23 protein-coding genes and 1 tRNA gene are annotated in these 20366 nt (G+C 51.1%); 14 read left to right on the top strand and 10 right to left on the bottom strand.

What is annotated here, in order from left to right:
* The first annotated feature begins 10 nt into the window (after positions 1-10).
* The 3 genes from argB to argF are packed head-to-tail and all read left to right on the top strand — an operon-like array spanning position 11 to position 3043.
* Positions 11-919 (top strand): acetylglutamate kinase, encoded by a 909-nt coding sequence (gene argB, locus QXG22_06000; GenBank protein MEM0359535.1) that lies wholly within the window; start codon positions 11-13, stop codon positions 917-919.
* 1 nt (position 920) lies between these two features.
* Positions 921-2108, top strand: coding sequence for an acetylornithine transaminase (locus tag QXG22_05995; protein ID MEM0359534.1), 1188 nt, complete (start codon positions 921-923; stop codon positions 2106-2108).
* Positions 2105-3043 (top strand): ornithine carbamoyltransferase, encoded by a 939-nt coding sequence (gene argF, locus QXG22_05990; protein MEM0359533.1) that lies wholly within the window; start codon positions 2105-2107, stop codon positions 3041-3043. Before QXG22_05995 ends, argF begins: the two co-directional genes overlap by 4 nt.
* Here the strand turns inward: argF and QXG22_05985 are convergent.
* On the bottom strand, positions 3006-4199 hold the full coding sequence (locus tag QXG22_05985) for an NAD(P)/FAD-dependent oxidoreductase (GenBank protein MEM0359532.1): 1194 nt from the start codon (positions 4197-4199) through the stop codon (positions 3006-3008). The genes argF and QXG22_05985 overlap by 38 nt on opposite strands.
* A gap of 54 nt (positions 4200-4253) precedes the next feature.
* On the opposite strand from QXG22_05985, the gene QXG22_05980 reads away from it, so the two are divergent.
* From QXG22_05980 to QXG22_05960, 5 genes are all read left to right on the top strand, one after another.
* Positions 4254-4616 carry a DUF1616 domain-containing protein gene (locus QXG22_05980; protein ID MEM0359531.1) on the top strand — a complete coding sequence of 121 codons (363 nt, stop codon included), beginning with the start codon at positions 4254-4256 and terminating at the stop codon, positions 4614-4616.
* On the top strand, positions 4600-4779 hold the full coding sequence (locus QXG22_05975) for a hypothetical protein (protein MEM0359530.1): 180 nt from the start codon (positions 4600-4602) through the stop codon (positions 4777-4779). The genes QXG22_05980 and QXG22_05975 overlap by 17 nt, the downstream gene beginning before the upstream one ends.
* A 9-nt stretch (positions 4780-4788) precedes the next feature.
* Positions 4789-5730, top strand: a complete 942-nt coding sequence (locus tag QXG22_05970; protein ID MEM0359529.1) for a nucleoside hydrolase — start codon at positions 4789-4791, stop codon at positions 5728-5730.
* Positions 5727-6632, top strand: a complete 906-nt coding sequence (gene rbsK / locus QXG22_05965) for a ribokinase (GenBank protein ID MEM0359528.1) — start codon at positions 5727-5729, stop codon at positions 6630-6632. Before QXG22_05970 ends, rbsK begins: the two co-directional genes overlap by 4 nt.
* A gap of 31 nt (positions 6633-6663) precedes the next feature.
* Positions 6664-6741 (top strand) — tRNA-Ile (locus tag QXG22_05960).
* A gap of 8 nt (positions 6742-6749) precedes the next feature.
* Here QXG22_05960 and thpR read toward each other — a convergent pair.
* Genes thpR through QXG22_05945 form a run of 3 tightly spaced genes read right to left on the bottom strand, consistent with a single transcriptional unit; the run spans position 6750 to position 11960 of the window.
* Positions 6750-7304, bottom strand: a complete 555-nt coding sequence (gene thpR / locus QXG22_05955; protein ID MEM0359527.1) for an RNA 2',3'-cyclic phosphodiesterase — start codon at positions 7302-7304, stop codon at positions 6750-6752.
* 5 nt (positions 7305-7309) lie between these two features.
* Complete coding sequence (locus QXG22_05950; GenBank protein MEM0359526.1) at positions 7310-10927, bottom strand: CDC48 family AAA ATPase; 3618 nt, start codon at positions 10925-10927, stop codon at positions 7310-7312.
* Positions 10928-10958: 31 nt separating this feature from the next.
* A complete protein-coding gene (locus QXG22_05945; protein MEM0359525.1) occupies positions 10959-11960 on the bottom strand; it encodes a deoxyhypusine synthase in 1002 nt (333 codons plus the stop codon).
* A 165-nt stretch (positions 11961-12125) separates the two neighbouring features.
* Here QXG22_05945 and QXG22_05940 point away from each other — a divergent pair, with 165 nt between their 5' ends.
* Positions 12126-12482 carry a thermonuclease family protein gene (locus tag QXG22_05940; GenBank protein MEM0359524.1) on the top strand — a complete coding sequence of 119 codons (357 nt, stop codon included), beginning with the start codon at positions 12126-12128 and terminating at the stop codon, positions 12480-12482.
* Here the strand turns inward: QXG22_05940 and QXG22_05935 are convergent.
* Together QXG22_05935 and QXG22_05930 are read right to left on the bottom strand one after the other, a co-directional pair.
* A complete protein-coding gene (locus tag QXG22_05935; protein MEM0359523.1) occupies positions 12479-12682 on the bottom strand; it encodes an NFYB/HAP3 family transcription factor subunit in 204 nt (67 codons plus the stop codon). The genes QXG22_05940 and QXG22_05935 overlap by 4 nt on opposite strands.
* 60 nt (positions 12683-12742) lie before the next feature.
* On the bottom strand, positions 12743-13585 hold the full coding sequence (locus QXG22_05930) for a class I SAM-dependent methyltransferase family protein (GenBank protein ID MEM0359522.1): 843 nt from the start codon (positions 13583-13585) through the stop codon (positions 12743-12745).
* Positions 13586-13638: 53 nt separating this feature from the next.
* On the opposite strand from QXG22_05930, the gene nifB reads away from it, so the two are divergent.
* Both nifB and twy1 read left to right on the top strand, forming a co-directional pair.
* On the top strand, positions 13639-14493 hold the full coding sequence (gene nifB / locus QXG22_05925; protein MEM0359521.1) for a nitrogenase cofactor biosynthesis protein NifB: 855 nt from the start codon (positions 13639-13641) through the stop codon (positions 14491-14493).
* Positions 14493-15422, top strand: a complete 930-nt coding sequence (gene twy1 / locus QXG22_05920) for a 4-demethylwyosine synthase TYW1 (protein ID MEM0359520.1) — start codon at positions 14493-14495, stop codon at positions 15420-15422. Before nifB ends, twy1 begins: the two co-directional genes overlap by 1 nt.
* Before the next feature lie 27 nt (positions 15423-15449).
* On the opposite strand, the gene QXG22_05915 is transcribed toward twy1, so the two are convergent.
* On the bottom strand, positions 15450-16469 hold the full coding sequence (locus QXG22_05915; protein MEM0359519.1) for a hypothetical protein: 1020 nt from the start codon (positions 16467-16469) through the stop codon (positions 15450-15452).
* Positions 16470-16661: 192 nt separating this feature from the next.
* Here QXG22_05915 and QXG22_05910 point away from each other — a divergent pair, with 192 nt between their 5' ends.
* Together QXG22_05910 and QXG22_05905 are read left to right on the top strand one after the other, a co-directional pair.
* Positions 16662-17084: a hypothetical protein gene (locus QXG22_05910; protein ID MEM0359518.1), complete on the top strand. Its 423-nt coding sequence runs from the start codon at positions 16662-16664 to the stop codon at positions 17082-17084.
* Positions 17084-17680, top strand: a complete 597-nt coding sequence (locus QXG22_05905; protein ID MEM0359517.1) for a hypothetical protein — start codon at positions 17084-17086, stop codon at positions 17678-17680. Before QXG22_05910 ends, QXG22_05905 begins: the two co-directional genes overlap by 1 nt.
* A gap of 42 nt (positions 17681-17722) precedes the next feature.
* Here the strand turns inward: QXG22_05905 and QXG22_05900 are convergent, their stop codons facing one another.
* The 3 genes from QXG22_05900 to QXG22_05890 are packed head-to-tail and all read right to left on the bottom strand — an operon-like array spanning position 17723 to position 19613.
* On the bottom strand, positions 17723-17929 hold the full coding sequence (locus tag QXG22_05900; protein ID MEM0359516.1) for an NFYB/HAP3 family transcription factor subunit: 207 nt from the start codon (positions 17927-17929) through the stop codon (positions 17723-17725).
* Between the two features lie 50 nt (positions 17930-17979).
* Entirely contained in the window at positions 17980-18822 is an 843-nt protein-coding gene (gene panB, locus QXG22_05895) for a 3-methyl-2-oxobutanoate hydroxymethyltransferase (GenBank protein ID MEM0359515.1), read from the bottom strand.
* A 23-nt stretch (positions 18823-18845) separates the two neighbouring features.
* Complete coding sequence (locus tag QXG22_05890) at positions 18846-19613, bottom strand: phosphopantothenate/pantothenate synthetase (protein MEM0359514.1); 768 nt, start codon at positions 19611-19613, stop codon at positions 18846-18848.
* Between the two features lie 44 nt (positions 19614-19657).
* On the opposite strand from QXG22_05890, the gene QXG22_05885 reads away from it, so the two are divergent.
* Complete coding sequence (locus QXG22_05885) at positions 19658-20359, top strand: hypothetical protein (protein ID MEM0359513.1); 702 nt, start codon at positions 19658-19660, stop codon at positions 20357-20359.
* Positions 20360-20366 lie beyond the last annotated feature (7 nt).

Here is a 20366-nt window from a genome sequence, read left to right as displayed (position 1 = left end):
ATATGGGAAAATGAGTAGAGGAAAACCGGGTGATGAACTGCAGGAACCGGCAAGTGTTTTGCTTGAGGCCCTTCCTTACATCAGGAAGTTTCATGGTCAGACCATGGTAATCAAGCTTGGGGGGGAAGTGATAGAGAAGAAGAAAACCCTCGATTCCCTCCTCCAGGATGTGGTACTCCTCCACTATGTGGGGATGAAACCTGTCTTGGTACATGGGGGGGGACCGGAAATCACGAGGGAGATGAAAAAGGCGGGCAAGGAACCCGAATTTGTGGCTGGGTTGCGCGTGACCGATAAGGAAACCATAGAAATCCTGCATAAGTATCTGGTAGGAAAACTCAACACCGAGATCGTGCTGGGTATAAACAAGTACGGGGGAAGGGCGGTGGGGATTTCAGGAGTGGATGGAAAAATTATCTTGGCCAAAAAGATAAGAGAAGTAACTACGCCCAATGGGGAAAAACTGCATGTGGATTTGGGGTTCGTGGGAGAGATCGAGAGGATAGATCCCCACATGGTGAGCTTCCTCCTCTCCAATGGATACATTCCCGTCCTCTCACCCTTGGGGGTTGACGAGGAGGGAAGGAGCCTCAACCTAAACGCTGACACGGTGGCGGCAGAATTGGCCATCGTGATGGGGGCTAAAAAGCTCATTGTTCTCACCAATGTGAAAGGGGTGCTCAGGGATCCCAAGGACGAGAGTACGCTGATCTCTCAGCTCACGGTCGAGGAGGCGAAGACACTCCTGGCCTCAGGGGTGGTCAGTGGAGGTATGATTCCCAAGTTGAAAGCCTGTATCAGGGCGGTGGAAGGGGGAGTGGAGAGGGCACACATCCTCCAGGGAACGATGCCCCACGCCCTTCTCCTAGAGCTCCTCACGGACAAGGGAGCGGGAACAATGATAGAGAAAGGGAAGTGAGATGGAGGAAATTTTCAGGCTGGACAAAAAATATCTGGCCCAAACCTATCGGAGACTTCCCGTGGTCTTCAGTAGAGGAAAGGGAATCTTCCTCTGGGATCTTGAGGGAAAGAGATACCTGGATTTTGTGGCAGGGGTAGCCGTGAGTGTGCTCGGTCATGCCGACCCCGAGCTCCGCAAAGCCCTCTCAAAACAGGCTGGCAAGCTCATCCACATGACCAACCTGGTGTATATCAAAGAACAGGTGGAGTTGGCTAGAGAGCTGGCACGCATAACGCCGGGGAAGATAAACAAGTTCTTCTTCTCCAACTCTGGAGCAGAAAGTGTAGAGGCCGCCCTAAAGCTTTCCATAAAGCACACGGGGAGAAAGAAGATCGTGGCCATGGAACATTCCTTTCATGGAAGGACCTTGGGGGCCCTCTCCGCTACTTGGAAACCTTCTTACAGAGAACCCTTCCAGTCCTTCCTCCTTTCCAATGTTCAGTTCATTCCTTTCAACGATCTTTCCTCAGCGGAGAAGGCGGTAGATGAGGATACGGCAGCGGTGATATTGGAGCCCATCCAAGGAGAAGGAGGGGTGAGGGTAGCTTCGCAGGAGTTCTTGAAAGGGTTGAAAGAACTTTGTGAAGAGAGGGGTGCTCTTCTCATCATCGATGAGATACAAACGGGAATGGGAAGGACGGGAAAATGGTTTGCCAGTGAACACTGGGGGGTGGAACCCGATATCATCACGTTGGCCAAAGCCCTGGGGGGAGGGATACCCATAGGATGTACGGGGGCCAGACCTGAAGTCATGGAAAGCTTCCAGCCCGGAGATCATGGGGCTACCTTTGGGGGTAATCCGCTTGCCTGTGTAGCCGCCCTTACCGTCATAAGGGAGATAAGGAAAAGGGGATTGGTGAAAAAAGCGGAAAGGAGGGGGAAGTATTTCATGAAAGCGCTGGAAGAACTGAAAAGGGATCATCCCTCGGTTAGGGAGGTGAGGGGAAAGGGTCTCATGTTGGGCATGGAATTAGACGGGGAGGATAAGGCGGAGAAGGTGGTCATGGGGGCCTTAGAGGAAGGGTTCCTCATCAACGTTACGGCTGGTAAGGTGCTTAGATTCCTACCCCCCTTGGTGGTGGAGGAAGCCCATATAGATGCCCTGGTCTCCACGTTGGATGGATTGCTCAGGAAGGTGGAGGGATGAAGAAGGATTTGCTGGGGATAGAGGACCTGAGTAGAAAGGAAATAGAAGAACTCTTGAGGCTAGCCTCCAAATATAAAAAGGAAAGAGGCAGGAAAACTTCTTCCGAACTCAGAAACAAAACGGTTGCCTTGATTTTCGAAAGACCTTCCACCAGGACGAGGGTCTCCTTCGAGGTGGCCATCCACGAGATGGGTGGAAATCCCCTCTTCCTGAGTTCCCAAGAACTCCAGCTCAGCAGGGGGGAGACGGTGGCGGACACGGCTAGAACCTTGAGTCGCTATGTTCATGGAATAGTGGCGAGGGTCTCTTCCCATCCCAACTTGGTGGAGCTGGCCAAATACAGCACCGTTCCCGTGATCAACGCTTTGAGTCCCCTCCAGCATCCATGTCAAACCCTTGCGGATTTGCTGACCATGAAGGAATACAAAGGGAAACTGGAGGGTCTTAGGGTGGCCTGGGTGGGAGATGGCAACAACGTGTGCACTTCCCTCATGCTTGGATGTGCCACGATGGGCAGCCATATCCGCATAGCTGTTCCCCCTGGTTACGAACCCCCGAAAGACTTGGTGAAGTTGGCGAGGGAGAGAGCCGAAAAGAGTGGTGGTAAGGTGGAGATAGGACATGATCCTAAGGAAGCGGTTTCGGGAGCAGAAGTGGTATACACTGATGTTTTCGTCTCGATGGGTATGGAAGAGGAAAGGGAGAAAAGGAAGAAGGACTTCAAGAATTTCCAAGTGACTTCTCAGCTCCTTTCCCTGGCGGATGAAGGAGTGATTTTCATGCACTGTCTACCTGCCCATAGGGGGGAAGAGGTCACCGATGAAGTCATCGATGGGCCACATTCCGTGGTTTTCGATCAGGCGGAGAACAGGTTGCACGCCCAAAAGGCCGTGCTTTTCAAATTCCTCTCAGGTCGAGTCCGACCATCCCCTTAAGGGCCATTCTCGTCAATGCCCTGGGCCCGAGGGAAGTTAGTAGACGGGGAAGATTGGAAAAGATAACCTCCAAGAGACTGGAGTGGTGATCGAAATCGGCTTTTTTGAGAATTTCTTCCCTGAGCTTGGGTTCGTTGAGGCATTTGACCAAGGCATCCAGTTCCTCATCCGAGAGGACAGACATGAATTCCCTCAGCTTTCTACCCAGCATGAGTTCCCTTCCAAAGGTTCTTTTCACCTCCTTGGGGTAAAGTTTCAAGAAAGTTGGGTCTTCCCTTTCTAAGGAATGGAAGAGAGCTTCCGAGGCCTTTAGGGCACAGGAAAGCCCCAAATAGATTCCTCCCCCAGTGAGGGGTTTGACTTGACAGGCGGCGTCACCCACCAAAAGGACCGAGCCCTTAACTAAGTGTCTGGGAGGGTCATAGGGAATGAGACCGAAGGAGAGCTTTTTTGGTTCCCCTCTAAGGCGCGGGGAGAGGAACTTGAGGAGGGAACGTAGACCTTCCCCCGGATCCCCCTTGAGGGTCCCTATCCCTATCCTAGCCACTTCTCCCGCTGGGACTACCCATCCGAAAAGCCCTATGCTGGAGCTTCCCAGATAGACCTCTACCGTATCGGGTTCCACCTCTGTTTTCACTTCAGCCTGTACGCACCTGATGAACCTCCTCCTTCCCATCATTCCGCTCTTCCTTGCCACGAGCGAAGTGGGTCCGTCGGCCCCTACCAACATTCTCGTCTTGATTTCCCCCTCCCCCTTTCCCGTTAGGAGGGTGGTAGGTCTCTTCGTGTTTCTTACCTCCACACACCTCGTTTGGAGCCGGAGCTCCACCCCCTCCTCAACGGCTAGCTCCGCCAAATGTTTGTCGAAGGCTTCCCGATCTAGTACGAGGGCCTCTGTCCTTCCCCTCTCTAGCTCCAAGACCTCTCCAGAGGGGGAGAAGACCAACCCCCTCCTAACCTTGTTGAGTGCAAATTTCTCAGCTTTCACCCCCACTTCCTTCATCCCCTTCACCCCTACCACCCCAGCACAGGAGACTGGCTTCCCTATCTGCGGGTGTTCCTCTACCAAAAGTACCTCGAAACCCCTTTGGGCCACTCTCTGGGCCAGAAAACAGCCCGAGGGTCCACCACCCACCACCACCAAATCCTTCCTCATCTCATCGTTTTTTCAACCCCAAACCTTAAGAAGGAACTCGGAGGGAGGAAGGATGTGATAGGAGCCATCCTCTACGGCCTGTTTGGCTTTATGATCCTGTTCCTTCCAGGCTTTCTATTGAGTCTAGTGGTTTATCCCAAAAAAGACCAGTTGGAGCTCTCCTCTAGGCTGATGGTGAGCTTTGGGCTGGGTATCCTCCTCCAGCTATACATAGGTTTTTTCTTAGCTAGGGTGGACCTCCTCTCCCTCTCTCCTTTTCTCCTTTCTTCCCTCCTTCTATGTCTGGGCTTGAGCTTGGTAGCATGGGTGCGTGGTGCCTATCCCTTTTCATCCTTTAGGTTCTTTTGGATCAAAAAGAAAGTTCCCGCGCAAGGAGAAGGATCCAAAGGAGGGGAAGCGAGTGGCAGGCATACCTGAGAGTTACAGGAGCCATCTCATCTACCAAGTTCTTCAGGGGGTGAGATTCTCCAGGTTTCTGAGGGAGAAGTACGGATTAACGATAGAAGATTACGAGCAGCTGGGGGAAGAAAAGAGAAAGGAAATTTGGGAAGAGTTCCTCAGGTATTGCGGCAAGAAGTAGGGGATAGGAGTGAGAAGGGTCCTTTTGGACATGGATCCGGGGATAGATGATGCCCTCGCCCTCCTCTTGGCCCTGCGTTCTCCTGAATTGGAGATCAGGGCCATTACCACGGTGGCGGGGAATGTGGAGGTGGAGAAGACCGCTAAAAATGCCCTGAAGGTCTTAGAATTCTTGGGTTTGAAGACCCCCCCGGTAGCCATGGGATGTTCCAAACCCCTTTTCAGGGAGCTCTGTACGGCCAAACACATACATGGAGAGGATGGATTGGGTGGTCTTTTTCTCCCCGAACCTAAGCTCCATCCTTTGACCAAACATGCTGTGGAGGTGATGGTGGAAGAGGTTGAGAGGAGCGGCGGTAGGATCGTGTTCGTGTGCACAGGTCCCCTTACCAACCTTGCCTCCGCTCTGAGGGATTATCCGGAGACGATGGGAAAGGTGGAAGGAGTGATAGTGATGGGGGGAGCGTATGGTCTCACCCCTTATGGACATGGGAACATCACCCCCGTGGCTGAGTATAACTTTTACGTGGATCCGGAGGCGGCCGAGATGGTCGTGGATTCAGGTCTACCTTTGCTCGCGGTGGGACTGGATGTAACCATGGATCCTACCGCCATGCTCTCGAAAGAAGAATACGAAGAATTAAGGAAAGGCAGGACGAAAGAGGCAAGATTGGCGGCTGAGCTCGTGAAACCCCTTTTGGAAAGGTTTGGAAAGGTGGCCCTCCATGACCCCATGGCCCTGGTTTCCCTTTTGAAACCTGAACTCTTCAAAATCGGTAGATATCATGTGAGGGTGGAGACCAAAGGGGAACTCACGAGGGGACAAGTAGTGGTGGATAGGAGACCTTTCATCCTGCCCGGCGAGGAATGGAAAGGTAGGGAAATAAGGATTTGCGAGGGTGTGGATGGGGAGGGTTTTCTCAGGTTTTTCCTGGAGAGGTTGTTGGAATGATCCCCAAGATAGTGGTGGTTGGAAGTCTCCACGTGGATTTTCTACTAAAGACGAAAAGGTTGCCCGAGAGGGGGGAGACGGTGTTGGGAAAGGAACTCAGGGTGGGAATGGGGGGAAAGGGGGCGAATCAGGCCGTGGCCGCCGCCAGACTGGGAGCAAAGGTTTGGATGGTGGGGAGGGTGGGAAAGGATGAGTATGGAAGAAAAATGGTGGAGGCGCTGAAAAGGGAGGGAATAAACACTTCTTATCTGAGATGGGACGAAACACCCTCGGGAAAGGCTTTCATCTTCGTGGATGAGGAAGGCGAGAATTTGATAGGAGTGTATTCCGGGGCGGATGAAAAGTGTAGTGAGGAGGATGTGGAAAGGGCGAGGGGAGTGGTGAGGGGAGCAGATTTGCTCCTTACCCAGCTCGAGCTTCCCTCACGGACGGTAGAAGCGGCTTTGAAGATGGCAAAGGAGGAAGGAACAAAAACGATGCTGAACCTCGCTCCTTTCAAGCCCCTTTCTCCAGCCGCATGGAGGACTTGGGTCCTCGTGGCCAACGAGAGAGAGGCCTGCCAGGCGGTGGGGGAGGGAGGTATAGAAGGAGTAGCGGAGAGACTCCTGAGAAAGGGTCCAAAGACGGTTGTTATCACCCTGGGAAGTAAGGGGGCTTATGTGAAGACGGAAAGGGTGGGGAAGAGGATAAGGGGAGTGAGGGTGGCGGTGAAGGATACAACTGGGGCTGGGGATGCTTTTTGCGGGGCCTTGGCGGTGGCACTGGCTTCCCAAAGACCTCTGGAAGAGGCCGTTCTTTGGGCCAACTGTGCAGGTGCCTTGGCCACCACTAGGGTGGGAGCTCAAGAAGCCATGCCCTCACGTGAGGAAGTGGAAAACCTCTTCAGGAGAATCCTTGGGTGAAAAATTTAAGGGAAAAAGAAGAGGAAAGATGGGGCCCGTAGCTTAGCATGGTTAGAGCGCTCGGCTGATAACCGGGAGGTCCTGGGTTCAAATCCCAGCGGGCCCACCATTCAAAAACTACTTCAGGGGCAAAACCCTAAGGTCCTCATAAATGGGGCCTTTGGGGGTCAGCAGGCTCTTCTTCAAATGTACTTCCCTTACCTCCGTTTTTCCGAACTCCTCCCCTCTCCCTTCCTCCACCACCTTCAGGAACCTTTCCCTATCCCTCACACTCTTCACCCTCGCCAGCGTAAGGTGGGGAACGAACTCGGTTTCCCTGGGAAAACCCAACCTTCCCAGTTCCCTATCCACATTCCTCTGAAGGGACGAAACCTTTTCCCAACCCTCCCCCACCCCCGCCCATACTACCCTTACATAGTGAGGATTGGGAAAAACTCCCGTTCCCTTCACTTCCATGATAAAGGGGGAAGAGCCGGCGCAACCCTTACGCACCGCTTCCTCTATTTCCCCCAGTCTTCCCTCCTCCACCTCCCCAAGAAACTTCAGGGTTAGGTGTAGGTTCTCCGGTTCCACGAGCTTCAAAGAGGCCCATCCCTGCAAGAGTTTTCGCTGGAACTTCACCAACCTCTCTCGCACCTCTTCGTTTATTTCCAAGGCCAAGAAGGTTCTCATCTTCCTCAATAGAAGATTCTGGGTGTGATCTCCTTCTTCACCTCGCTCTTGGAGCGGGAGAGGAAGGAGCGATAGGCCTCCTCCATTTCCGGGAGTATGGAGGGTCTGATCTTTTTCATGGTTTCACGGAAGTGTTTCATGGTCACCTCTTTTGCGTTGATATCTTCCCTGAGGGCAAGCATGGCAGCTTCCCTGCAGAGGGCCGCTAGGTCAGAACCGGAATAGCCCTCCGTTTCCTTGGCCAGTTGCTCTAGATCTACATCCTTGGCCAAAGGCATCTTCCTGGTGTGAATCTTTAGGATTTCCAATCTAGCCTTTTCGTCCGGCGGGGGCACATAAACCAACCTATCGAACCTTCCGGGACGTAGGAGAGCAGGATCTATTAAGTCGGGACGGTTGGTGGCCCCTATTACCACCACATTTTCCAGCTTTTCCAATCCATCCATCTCCGTTAAGAGCTGGCTTATCACCCTCTCCGTTACATGGGCGTCACCGAAGCCCGACCCCCTTCTCGGTACCAAGGCATCGAGCTCATCGAAGAAGATGATGGCGGGGGCTGCGGTTTTGGCCCTCCTGAAGACCTCCCTCACACCTTTTTCGGATTCTCCCACCCACTTCGAGTTGTGGAGGAGCATGGGCAGGTTCCCACCTACGAAGGAGGAGTGTTCCGTCTCTAGGTCGTACATCCACCTGGGGCTCGCACGTTTCTTCTCCTCCACCCTCACCCAGCTCAGGTCTCCCCCAGCCAGTATTCTGAGGGTCTGGTAAAGGGTGGATGCCTTGAACTCTGGGGCGTATTCCTCTATGTACTCGAGCACGCGCTGCAACCTTATCCTCCCGCTCACCCCCTTGAAGAGTCCCTCGGGGAGTTCCTTACCGTACCGGAGGTGAAGGGTCTCCTTGGTTCTCTTGAGTAAACCGGAAAGGTCTGGAAGACTGCCGTTGTAGAGGTGCCTGATTTCCCCTGCCTGGGTTTCCCCATAAACCACCCGCATGAACTTTTGCATCTCCAGCCTCCCGGAGACCGTCAGGAGGTACATCCCGTCCTTCCTCCTCCAGAACCTGTGCTTTATACCCAGGGCCGTGAGAAGGTAAGATACTCCCTCCGCAAGCTTTCTGTTCATGGTGCCGTACTCGATTTTCTTGTCGTCCATGTTTCCATCTCCCTCGTAAAGCCCCCGGAGGAAGCCTGCCATCACCCTCGGGGAGGATTTGAAGATCAGCGGAGGAACCCCAATAGAATGAGACTTCTTGCAAAGGGACATCCCAAACAGGTCTTGGAGATAGAGCATCAGGGGGGTGGAAGAGACGGTAATCCTCATCCCGTCCTTGCTTTCCGAGATCCTCTCCCTCGAAACGAAGAGCTGGAAGAGCTCCACTATCCTCTTCCTCTTTTCTGAGTCCGAGTCACACAGGGTCACCCCCTCCCTGGAGATGCAGCCCTCCGCCGCGAACCAGCCCAGGAATTCCGCCAGCTCGGGGGTCATCCGCTTAGGCAGGCGCGTCGAGATCTTCGTGTTGAAAATCCTCACCGTGTAGGCTTCCCCGTCTTCGGAAACGAGCTTGAGATAGCGGTTCTTGGGAAGTCCTATCGGGATTTCCATATCGAAGGTTCCGGTGCGTGCCGGCACAGCCACATACTCCCCTGTCCTTAGGGAGGAGGTTTTGACCCACTCTACTCCATCCCCCCTCAGGACCAAGAAGGGCTGGTTGGCGGAAACACACATTTCCACCCCATTCGAGAACTTCAGCCTGTAGGCCTCCCTTACATATAGCTTGTAAATTCGCTGTATCCTGGTCTTTACCATCTTGCCCCCATCACCCAAGGCGAAGGTATACACGGGAACCGTAAGCCTTCTGCTTTCCATCCCCTCTTTCCTGAACTCCAACTGAGTGAACGGCATCAGGTTTTCATAGAGTTCCTTCACGGGCATGAGTCCGCAGAAGCTCGTTAGAACGGGGGTTTCACCCGAGATACAGAGGAGCTCTGGTCCCTTCACTGCAATGAAGTTGGCCTCACTCTCCGTGGCTACCGCCCTAGCAAGGAGGGTCTTCCCTGTCCCTGGAGGGCCGAAAAGCAGGATACCCTTTGGGGGCTCGATCCCCATCCTCTTGAAAGCGTCTGGATACTTCAGGGGCCATTCCACGGCTTCCCTCAGCTCCCTCTTGGCCTCCTCCAAACCCCCTATGTCAGACCAATGAACATTGGGAACCTCCAACATCACTTCCCTCATGGCCGAAGGCTCCACTACCTTTAGGGCATTCTCGAAGTCCTCTTTGGTGACCTGGAGCTCTTCTAGGATTTCTGGCGGAATGGTCTTTTCCTCCAAGTTGATTTTGGGAAGAATCCTCCTGAGGGCACTCATGGCGGCCTCCTTGCACAGGGCCTCTAGGTCTGCGCCCACAAAGCCATGGGTAATATCCGCAAGACGATCCAAATCCACATCTTTGGCCAGAGGCATGCCCCTGGTGTGTATTTGCAGGATTTCCTTCCTCCCTTCCCTGTCCGGTACTCCTATCTCGATTTCCCTATCGAATCTTCCCGGCCTTCTTATGGCGGGATCCAGCGCATTGGGACGGTTAGTGGCCCCTATTACGATAACCCTTCCCCTCGACTTCAAACCATCCAAAGCTGTACACAGAGTGGCCACTACCCTTCTCTCCACTTCTCCCGTCACCTCTTCTCTCTTAGGTGCTATGGCGTCCAGCTCGTCTATGAACACGATGGAGGGAGCATTCTTTTCCGCGTCCTCAAAGATTTTCCTCAGACGTGCCTCCGATTCTCCATACCATTTGCTCATGACCTCGGGCCCATTGATGGAAATGAAATTGGCCCCCGATTCGTTGGCCACTGCCTTCGCTATGAGGGTTTTTCCGGTTCCAGGCGGTCCGTAGAGCAATACTCCTTTGGGAGGTTCTATGCCAAGCCTGTCGAAAAGCTCAGGATGTTTGAGGGGAAGTTCGATCATCTCCCTCACCCTCTTCAATTCTTCCTTCAAACCACCGATGTCCTCATAAGTCACGGCAGGTACTCTGGTTTCCTTAACCGCTACGGCTTCAGGAAGCACTTCTATTTCGGTGGAATCCACCACCAAAACTATTCCTAGGGGAATGGTGGAGACCACGATGAACCTCATCTCTCCCAAACCCAGAGGGGTCTCCTCCAAGAAAGAACCGAAAATCTGTTCGATGAAGGGTTCACCGAACCCTCTCCTCATGGAAGCCGTGGTGATGAGATCCCCCCTCGTGAGGGGCCTTCCGAGCAGGTTGCGTCTCATCACCTCCCCAGGAACGGAAATTCTTATACCTGGGCTGGCCGGGGCCAAGGTAACCTTTTTGGCCTCCTTCACTTCCGCTTTCCTAACCAGAACCTTCTCTCCTATGGAAGTCCCGGCATTGTGCCTGATAATACCGTCTATCCTTATGATATCCAGCCCTCTGTCTTCTGCAAAACCTTTCATGGCAATTACACCAGTGGTCTTCGTTCCTTGGATTTCCACCACATCTCCCGGGCTTATCCCAAGCCTCTCGGCCACGTGGTCCGGGATACGGGCGAGTCCTCTCCCAACATCTGGTTGATGGGAATTTTCGGCTACCGTTAGTTTTACCTCCCTCTCTGGCATCTTTTTCATTTCCCTAAGGGAAGATAAAAATCTACTTCAAGAGCCAAGAGAAGTCCGGATAATTCTTCCTGCTTTCTATCCTCTCGTTCAGGTAGTGGGAAAGAAGTGGAAGGGCTATGGTGGCGTCACAGTAGCAAGTCACGTATTTACCTTTGGCAGAAATCTTACCCCAGCTGATGGCCTCCCTAAGGGTGCATCCACTGAGTCCCCCCCAGACGGGTTGATCGGTGGTAATCTGGATGGCATACTCGTGCGGGTAAGGTTTTTCTCCCCCCTTCATGAGATCGATGGCTACTGCCAGGAGCTGGACGAAATCCTTGGGTACTCCCCCTCCAATGTAGATTACCCCCCTTCTTCCCAGCTTCTCCCCTATCTCGAGGAGCTCGACGAAGTCTTTTCCCTGATCCAAGCAAATTTTCTTCTTTGCTTGGAGGTATGCTATTCCATAACCGCTGTCCACTATAGCTGGGCAAAAAATGGGAACTTTTTTCCTGTAGGCGGTTGAAACGATACAATTTATTCCCTTTTTGTTCAACCACTTGCCAAACTCCCATAAGAACTCTCTGGAAGAATAAGAGTGGTTTTCATCCAGCGTTTCGATGAATTCCGCTATTAACCCTTCCATTTTTCTGTATTCCAATTCGTCGACATAAACATCATAAAACCTGTCGATTTTATGCTTCAAAAGGTCGGCATCGTCTACCAAATCCGTTCCCCTCCAATAGGTCCCGCCCATGGCCTCTAGGAGGTCTTCGGAAATGTTGGCTCCAGTGGAAACGAGAACATCTATGAATCTTTTCTCTATGAGCCAGCATACGATTTTCCACATCCCAGTGGTGCTCATGGAACCGGTATATCCGAAGAAAATGGCCAGGTCCTTCTCTTTCAACATTTCTTCCCACAGGAGCGCAGCTTCCCCCAATTTCCTCCCTTGAAAACCTGTTTTGGCCATTTCTTGGAGCAGTTGGGAGAGACTCTTCTTCTTTACCTCTATGGTCTCGAGTTTTTCTTTGAAATAGGGAGTTTTGCGCATCACTTTTTTCACAGTGAAAAATATAAAAAAGTTTTTTCCAGTTTGCCGGTTTCAAACGTGAAATCTTCCTCGAATCTCTTTTCCCCTTATCAATTCCTTCTCTCCCAGAAAGAGGAAATGAGGGTTTGGCCATTGGTGTTCTTATTCCTTCTCCTGCCACTCTTTTTGTTCCCAGAAGAGAATCGCTTCCATTTCTCCGCCGAGGTGATAAGAACTATCGACGGGGACACCATGGAAGTCAGGATCTTGGAAAGCCATGGTTGGCCGGAAGTGGGAAGGCTGGAAAAACTTAGGCTAGCTGGAATCGACGCCTTCGAACTTCACGAAAGTAGGGGAGTCCTAGCCAAGGCCTTTTTGGATTCCCTCTGTCCCCCGGGTGAGAGGATTTACTGCAGGAAGGGGAGGAGGGCCCGCGACTCCTATGGAAGACTCCTAGCCTATGTTTACCTCCGCCGGGAGGGGAAGTGGATAGATGTCCAAGAAGAATTATTGAAAAGGGGGCTAGCCAGGAGATGGACCTAGGCGCGCCTGCTTGCCAGGCGGATATCCTCATCTCTCACGGTTCTCCTACCCGCATGCTCAGCCAACTTAACGGCCTCGGAGGCCACCGAAAGGGCGTATTCCTCCAAAACCTCCGCCAAGGCTTTGGCAGCCTCCTCACTTACCCTTTTTGCTCCCGCCTTCCTTATCAGTCTGTCAGCCGTGGCTAGGGGAATTTCCATACGTTTTTATTTCTATTTCTCCCTTTATTAACCTTCTTTTTTCCCAAAAAACCCAGAATTTTATCTCTTCGGGCGAAGGAGGAGGTCCAAGACCACATGGTAGAGTCTTACCCCATAGGATCTTATCCGGCGCTTGTCAAGTACTTCCAACTCCCACCCCCTTTTTCCCACCTCTTCCTCCAAGAACTTGAGGGAAGGGGAGAAGGGATCGGGTTCCTCTCCCATGTCATAGAAATGAACGATCCCCCCTTCTTCCTTCAGGGCCTCCAAGGCCGTATCCAAGAACCCCCTGGCACCCTCGGGCAAGGGCATGAGCACCCTATCGGCCCTCCTCCGAAGATGCGAGGAAACCACTTCCCTGGCATCCCCGAGGAAGGGGAGGACTTTTTCCCCAACCCTATTCATTCTGATGTTCTCACACATGAGCTTGAAGGCCTCAGGATTCTTATCTATGGAATATATCCTCCTCGCACCGGAGTGTTTCGCGATGACGATAGAATAACATCCCACTCCGGCGAAAAGATTGGTTACTTCTTCTCCTTCCCTCACCTGTTTGGCTATCCTCATCCTTTCGTATGCCAAGCGGGGAGAAAAGTAAACCTTGTCCAAGTCCACCTTGAAGATGCATCCACTCTCCCTGTATACGGTCTCCGTCTTGGGCTCCCCGGCAATCACTTCTAGCCTCCTGGTCCTAAACTCTCCCCTGACGGGAGAGACCTGGAGAAGCACTGTTTTCAGATGACGGTGAACCCTCAAGAGGGCCTCCCCTATTTCCCTTTTCTTTGGAAGGAGTTCGGGAGGTAACCTGAGGATCCCGATGTCTCCCACCAAGTCGAAAGCCCTGAGCTTCGCCAATTCTTCTTCCGTGAGGATTTCCCTCAACTCCTCCCTTAGGCTACCCATCTCCTAGCCCGTGGACGGGGAAGGCTAAAAAAAGGGGAGGTGGAAGGGGGAGGATGGGGGAAAAGGTCTCCTGGGATCCATCCCAGCTACGCAGGATCAAGGAGCATCCTTGTTTCAGCAAGGAGGCCCTTCACCTTTTCGGGAGAATCCATCTCCCCGTGGCACCCAGATGTAACATACAATGTAACTACTGTGTAAGGGAGTTCGATTGTGTCAACGAATCAAGGCCAGGAGTAGCGAGTAAAGTACTCACCCCCAGACAGGCCCTTCAAAGATTGGAGGAGGTGGTTAAGAGGCATCCCTGGATAAAGGTGGTGGCGATAGCAGGGCCAGGGGAACCCCTTTTCAACGAGGAAACCTTCAAGACCTTCAGATTGGTGAAAAGAAGGTTCCCACGCTTACATCGTTGCCTCAGCACGAATGGTCTTCTTCTGCCCGATAGGATGGGGGATCTGATGGAGGTGGGGATAGGGACCCTCACCGTGACCATCAACGCCTTAGATCCCAAGATAGGGGCGGAGATTTACGCCTGGGTACTGTACGAGGGCAAGAAATATACTGGAGAAGAGGGTGCTAGGTTGCTCATAAGGAATCAGCTCAAAGGGGTGGAGGAAGCCGTGAAAAACGGGATAGTGGTAAAGGTGAACACGGTCATCATTCCTACCGTGAACGACCAGCATGTAATGGAAGTGGCCAAAAGGATAGGGAGGATGGGTGTCTATAAGCAGAACCTCATCCCCCTCATCCCACAATTCAAATTCTCCCATCTCTCCCCTCCTTCTCCACAGGAGAAAGCCAGGCTGCAGAAGCTCTGCTCTAGGTATGTGGATCAAATGATCCATTGTAGACAATGCAGGGCAGACGCGGTAGGAAAACTTGGAAAAGACTTGAAGTGCTACATGAAGTGATGCAGGGATCCCTGCAGGAAAGGCTCAAAAGGTTTGAAGAGCTCTATCTGAGGCAGGGTTACAGGCTCGTAGGCAGGAATTCTGCCGTGAAGATTTGTTTGTGGACCAAAAAGAGCCTGCTGGGAAAAGGCGAATGTTATAAGTCCAAGTTTTACGGCATTTCTTCTTGGCGCTGTCTTCAGTTTACCCCCTCCCTCTTCCACTGCACCCATCAGTGCCTCTTTTGCTGGAGAAAGGTGGAAGCTACCCTCGAGCCGCACGAAGAGCTTCCTCCAGACGATCCAAGAGAAGTTGTGGAGAGGGCTATCCTAGCCCAGAGGGAACTTCTGAGTGGTTTCAAGGGTAATCCAAAAGTGAACCTTTCCAAGTGGGAGGAAGCACAACTCCCAAGGCACGCTGCTATAAGCTTGGCAGGGGAGCCTACCCTCTATCCCCTACTCACCCCCCTACTGGAAGAATTCCATCGAAGGGGCTTTACCACTTTTCTGGTAAGTAACGGGACTATGCCTGAAAGATTAAAAGAGTTGGGAGTAGAACCCACCCAACTCTATCTAACCCTTCCCGCCCCAGACGAAGCCACCTATTCGATGGTTTGTAGACCCAGAATACCCGATGGATGGAAAAAACTTAATTTGAGCCTAGAGTTACTTTCTTCTTTTTCTTGTAGAAAAGTACTGAGACTAACCCTCGTGAGGGGTCTGAATTTAAAAGATCCTGAAGGTTATGCCAAGTTGATAGAAAAAGCAAGCCCTGATTACGTAGAACCCAAAGGGTACTTTCCGGTAGGATATTCCAGACAGAGGTTGGGGCCCTCCCTAATGCCCACCCACCAGGAAATAAGATCTTTCGCCGAGGAACTCGAAAAATTAACAAATTATAGGATCGCAGACGAAGTACCTGTGAGCTCCGTGGTTTTGATGAAAAGGTAATTCTCTAAAAAGAAAAAGAAGGAAAAATTATTTCCCCCATCTCTCCTTTATACGGTTTCTGAACTGTTCTAGGTTTTGCTGCACGTTTTCCCACAATTCTTTGAACTCTTCCTTGAGTTCCATCCACCTTTCCCGCCATTGGTACCATTGCTGGACGTATTGGGGTTCCCATTCCTGTGCGTGTTCTAGGATATGTTCCGCATTTCTGAGATGCATCACTGCCGAAGTCATGAGTCCTACTGCCCTACCGAGCAAATTTTCATCGTAAGCGTACAGAGCCAACTTGTTTTCCCTCAAAGCTAGGTCCACAAGTCTTTGTGCTGCTTTTTTCCCAGGAGAGTTCTCAGGGGCAATCATTAACATGGCTTCCACTTCTGGATATTTGTTCTCAAAGAATCCCAACAGTTGGTTGAACTTTGTGCGTAGAATGTTTTCTCCTTTCTCTCTAGCCTCTTGCCAAGTAAGAGCCAAGTTTTCATGTACTCTTATCCTCAAGCAGAGATTCTCCAATAAGTTTTCTGTCTTCAAGTACCGTTCCATTACTCTTTCCCTTTCTCTTATTCTTTCCCTCAAATGAAGCATTCCTGCATTCAGACTCCCCAAGTCTCTTTCTCTTTCCCAGCAAGCCCTTATTTGTCTTACCTCGTTATCCCATTGCTCATTTTCTGCCGCGATTTTTTCTGCCAATTTAAGCCTGATCTCTCCTATACCAGGCATTTGCTGCTGCATCCAAGCTATGATTTCCTGCTTGGTCTTCACGTCGTAAGGCGCCACCGAGTTCAGCTTATCCACGAATTCCCTCAGGATTGATTGGTATTGAAGCCCCTTGCCCTTTTCCACCATTTTTTGATATTCCTGCCATCTCAGCTTCATTTGCTCAACATCGCTGAGCCCCCTTATTCTTTCCCCTATCCTTTTCAGAGAATACAGGGGGTGGTCAGGATCTACGTTAGCGACTGAGGCAGCCACTGGTATCGCGGTTGAAGTCCCTAAGGCTGTCACTATCACCGCCACTGCTATTAGAGGGGCTATTCCACGGCTTTCCATTTTATCACCTCCAATTTTTCTTCACCCAAAAGTAATATTTGAAAATTCTCCCAAAACGGTTCAACTGAAAAAGAAAAAGGGAAAAATTTTTCTTTTTCTTTAAAAAAAAGGCTTTTTTTTGAGCTCCTAATCGTTCAAAATTTTTTTCTTTTGACGAATAATTTTTTAAGACCAGTTTTCTTCTTTTTTTGAATGACGCTGAAAGAGATGTTTGGTCTCATCCTTCTAACCCTCATCTTACAACTCACATTGGCCGTCCTGCTCGTCCTTCTTTCCCCGACCAGATACTTTGAATTCTCTTCCCTCTTTCTAGCCGTGCTCATCATGGTGACGGTTGCAGGATCTATATCTACGGTGCTCGCTTTCCTTTTCAGGAAGTATGCTAGGGAAAGAACCATGAAGGTCGCCATGATGAGCCTTACAGATGATGAAAGAAAGGTGTTCGAAGAAATCCTGAGATGCAAGGAAATAAGGCAGGACGATCTCCGTAGGAGAATGGATTTCTCCAAAGCCAAGCTTAGTGCCCTGGTGAATAATTTGGAAAAGAAGGGGATGATATTAAAGATAAGACACCACAAGACTAACCTTTTACGCCCAACCAAAGAATTTTCTTGATGTCCTTTCCAACATCGAAGGAAAAGGAGTTGTTGGAAAGACTGAGAGATCATCTCGATAGGGAAATGGAGCTTAGGGAAAGGCTCTCGAAGCTCTCAAGGGAGGTGGTGAGACTTTCTGCCAGATCCATTTTCGCCCTTCATAGAGAAGAAGGAGAAAAGGCTAAAGAATTGCTGGAAGAGGCCAAAAAGCTTCTTGGAGAAATGCTTTCCCTTTGTCGGGGAAATCCTACTCTCGAGGCTTCCGGAGTAATTAAGTCCGCACAGCAAGAATATGGAGAGGCCTTCCTGACAAGGACCCTTTTGGAGGAGAGGAGGTTACCCGAACCGGAAGAGGTGGGAATTCCATACGAGCCCTATCTTCTGGGACTGGCGGACGCGGTGGGTGAACTCAGGAGAGCGGTTCTGGATCTCCTAAGGAGAGGAGAACTCAAACCCGCCGAAGAGCTTTTTTCCCTCATGGAAAGGGTTTACGAATTTTTAGTGGAATTCGACTATCCAGATGCAGTTCTCCCAGGGATGAAGAGAAAACAAGATGTGGTAAGAGGTCTCATAGAAAGGACTAGGGGGGAGCTTATCCTCTCTAAACACGGATGAAAGCAAAAATTCAATTTTAAAATTAGGATGAGTTTTTCTCCTTCAGGTTACCACTACCACCATCTTGAGGTTATCAGCGGACACCGTTTTCTTTCCTTCGGCTTTGGCTGCTTTCACAGCACCTTTCGCTATCTCCAAGAGGATTTTATTGACAGCGTCTGCCACGTCAGCCGAAACCCTTTCAGCACCAGCGTCCTTGAAAAGTCTTATAATGGTGGCTTTAGGCAACTTGGTCTTAACATCTCCCATTTCTTCACCTCCTTTTTTCCTTTTTGACCAACAATACCCAGTTTATAAACTTAAAAATCCTCCGCTTTTCCCAGCTTTTCCTCCTCCTCTTTGGGCATTTCATAGCTGAACTCAAGGGTTGGGAACTTCCCCTCTTTCACCTCCTTACAGAACTCTAGAACGGCCCTCCTCATTTCCTCCCCCAACCTCGCATACCTCTTCACGAACTTGGGGACGCGTTCCGATATTCCAAGCATATCGTGGAGGACCAGAACTTGTCCATCGCAATAGGGCCCGGCACCTATACCTATGGTGGGTATTTTTAACCTTTCCGTGATCAGCTTAGCCACTTGCCAAGGTATCCCCTCCAACACTAGGCTGAAAACTCCTAGCTTTTCCAGCTCCTTGGCTTCCCTTAGGAGGAGCTTGGCAGCCTCTGCCGTTTTGGCTCTAACCCTGTATCCCCCGAACTGGTGAATCCACTGGGGGGTGAGTCCTAGATGTCCCATCACCGGAATGCCGGCATCCAGCATAGCCTCAATCCTTTCCATCATGGAGGTTCCGCCCTCCACCTTCACGGCCTCCGCCCCGGCCTTGATGAATTTTCCTGCGTTGAGTACCCCTTCAGAGTTGCTTGGTTGGTAGGAAAGAAAAGGCATGTCCCCCACCACCAGAGCCCTTTTCACCCCCCTAGCCACAGCCCTAGTATGGTGCAACATTTCTTCCATAGTAACGGGAAGGGTACTGGGATAGCCCAACAGGACATTACCTACCGAGTCCCCCACCAAAATAACTTCCACGCCGGCTTCATCTAGCAGACGCGCGGTAGGAAAATCATAGGCGGTAAGCATGCAAATTTTTTCTCCGCGGGCCTTCATTTCTGCAAGCGTAACGGTGGTTATTTTGCCCTCCACTATTTTTCTTTTTCCCACTCCGCTTAAATAACTCCCCTACCTAGCTCGTCGAGACGTTCACACATGATTCTCAAACTCTCTCTGAGGTTTTTGAGGTTATCGAATTCCTCCACCTTTTTCTTGAGTTCCTCTCTAGATTTTCCCTTCATCCTCTTGCATTCTTGTACCAGTAAGGGAAGAGCACGCACCACGTTGTCCACCACGGTAATATGGGCTGCCCTAGCCGTCCTCGAAAGGGGATTGAGGTCTATGGCTACCACCATTTTTCCCAAAGCACGAAGGGCTTCCGTCCTGTCACCATCTTCCAGAGGTACCAAGACTACATCGGCGGAGAAGATACCCCTTTTGTCTACCCTTCTCCTCTCGCTCTGAACCTCTGGAATTTTGACAGCATCTTCTTCCCTCGTTCCCAGAATTTCCTTGCATCCATGTTTTCTCAGGTATTCAGCTATGAGGAGTTCACGTCCAGGTATCCTATGAAATAAGTTCACTTCCACCTTAGCCCCAGTAATTTCCGAAAGTTCTGCTATAGCCTCGGGAACTAGACAGGCAGTATTACCGTTTACGGAAATTACGGGATAGGAAGCCAAGAGAAGGGCTGCAGAGGCGGCTTCGATGGCCTCCCTAGCCACTTCTGTAGTCCTCTCTCCCAACAAATAGTCAAAGGCTTCGCCCCTCCCATGGGCTGCCAATCCTTCCGGTACCACCAGTCCCATCTTCATCCCCTCGGCAAGCCTTTTCCTTATCCGGAGGGATTCGGCCCTAGGGTGGTTGGGGAAAATCTCGTCCATGCCTTTTCCGAAAGGCTTTTTGGTGGATAAAACCATTTCCCTTGATGAGAATCCATCCTTTACCCGTCCTTTCCCTCTTGGCCTCTATTGTAGCCCTTCTTTTGGTGGGTCTTGACATAGGAGGGACAACTCCTTGGATGATTTTTATTTCTGCTTCTGCTTGCCTTGTAGCCCTTTCCGTTTTAACTCTTTACCTTACTTCCTCTCCCCACCGACCGTTGGAAGTGCCCATAGAAGACTTCTCCCTTTGGGTGGACGCGGGGGAACCGGCCAAGGAACTCCAGAAGCTTGGTCCTTCTGATCTTTCCTTGGCTACGATGATACTTAGAGCCGATTTGGGATCCATCGTTTCCAACGCCGATCTCCTCAGCTCTAGGCTTTCCATAGCACTTGCTAAGCCAGAACTTCAAGATTTGGTTAAGTTTAAGCTCGAAGCCCGTGCCAAAGAACTTTCAAACTTTTTGAAGGGAGTTATTGTAAGCCTCTCAGAAAAGCCATCCCAAGAAATCTTAATGAGTCTGGTATCCTCCGTGGAAAGGGCGGCTACCATGGCTGAAACCATTCTCAGGGACTTGGAAGGGATTTCTTTGGCCAAGCGGGGAGTTGGCGAGGCCTATCTTCTTCCTTTGAGAAGGGCCACGGATAGGATGGTGAGGGATTTGAGGGAGCTCAAATCCAACACTGAAAGTTATGTACGCCTTTTCCTCCTCTCCTCCACAGGAGGAAGCACGGCTCCTTCTAGTTAGGAGGGTC

The organism is Candidatus Hadarchaeales archaeon, from assembly GCA_038736355.1.
Taxonomy (GTDB): domain Archaea; phylum Hadarchaeota; class Hadarchaeia; order Hadarchaeales; family WYZ-LMO6; genus WYZ-LMO6.
Note: the sequence above shows the minus strand (reverse complement) of the source record. Positions and strands in the feature narration are given on the sequence as shown.

Excerpts from the sequence above, each read along its gene's own strand:
- rbsK (MEM0359528.1), top strand. The coding sequence starts at position 5,727 with ATGATCCCCAAGATAGTGGTGGTTGGAAGTCTCCACGTGGATTTTCTA.
- twy1 (MEM0359520.1), top strand. The coding sequence starts at position 14,493 with ATGCAGGGATCCCTGCAGGAAAGGCTCAAAAGGTTTGAAGAGCTCTAT.
- QXG22_05995 (MEM0359534.1), top strand. The coding sequence starts at position 921 with ATGGAGGAAATTTTCAGGCTGGACAAAAAATATCTGGCCCAAACCTAT.
- QXG22_05985 (MEM0359532.1), bottom strand. The coding sequence starts at position 4,199 with ATGAGGAAGGATTTGGTGGTGGTGGGTGGTGGACCCTCGGGCTGTTTT.
- QXG22_05935 (MEM0359523.1), bottom strand. The coding sequence starts at position 12,682 with ATGGAAATTCCCCTAGCCACGGCTGACAGACTGATAAGGAAGGCGGGA.
- QXG22_05945 (MEM0359525.1), bottom strand. The coding sequence starts at position 11,960 with ATGCGCAAAACTCCCTATTTCAAAGAAAAACTCGAGACCATAGAGGTA.
- QXG22_05910 (MEM0359518.1), top strand. The coding sequence starts at position 16,662 with ATGACGCTGAAAGAGATGTTTGGTCTCATCCTTCTAACCCTCATCTTA.
- QXG22_05885 (MEM0359513.1), top strand. The coding sequence starts at position 19,658 with ATGAGAATCCATCCTTTACCCGTCCTTTCCCTCTTGGCCTCTATTGTA.
- QXG22_05890 (MEM0359514.1), bottom strand. The coding sequence starts at position 19,613 with ATGGACGAGATTTTCCCCAACCACCCTAGGGCCGAATCCCTCCGGATA.
- thpR (MEM0359527.1), bottom strand. The coding sequence starts at position 7,304 with ATGAGAACCTTCTTGGCCTTGGAAATAAACGAAGAGGTGCGAGAGAGG.
- QXG22_05930 (MEM0359522.1), bottom strand. The coding sequence starts at position 13,585 with ATGGGTAGCCTAAGGGAGGAGTTGAGGGAAATCCTCACGGAAGAAGAA.
- nifB (MEM0359521.1), top strand. The coding sequence starts at position 13,639 with ATGGGGGAAAAGGTCTCCTGGGATCCATCCCAGCTACGCAGGATCAAG.
- argF (MEM0359533.1), top strand. The coding sequence starts at position 2,105 with ATGAAGAAGGATTTGCTGGGGATAGAGGACCTGAGTAGAAAGGAAATA.
- QXG22_05900 (MEM0359516.1), bottom strand. The coding sequence starts at position 17,929 with ATGGGAGATGTTAAGACCAAGTTGCCTAAAGCCACCATTATAAGACTT.
- argB (MEM0359535.1), top strand. The coding sequence starts at position 11 with ATGAGTAGAGGAAAACCGGGTGATGAACTGCAGGAACCGGCAAGTGTT.
- QXG22_05915 (MEM0359519.1), bottom strand. The coding sequence starts at position 16,469 with ATGGAAAGCCGTGGAATAGCCCCTCTAATAGCAGTGGCGGTGATAGTG.
- QXG22_05950 (MEM0359526.1), bottom strand. The coding sequence starts at position 10,927 with ATGCCAGAGAGGGAGGTAAAACTAACGGTAGCCGAAAATTCCCATCAA.
- QXG22_05905 (MEM0359517.1), top strand. The coding sequence starts at position 17,084 with ATGTCCTTTCCAACATCGAAGGAAAAGGAGTTGTTGGAAAGACTGAGA.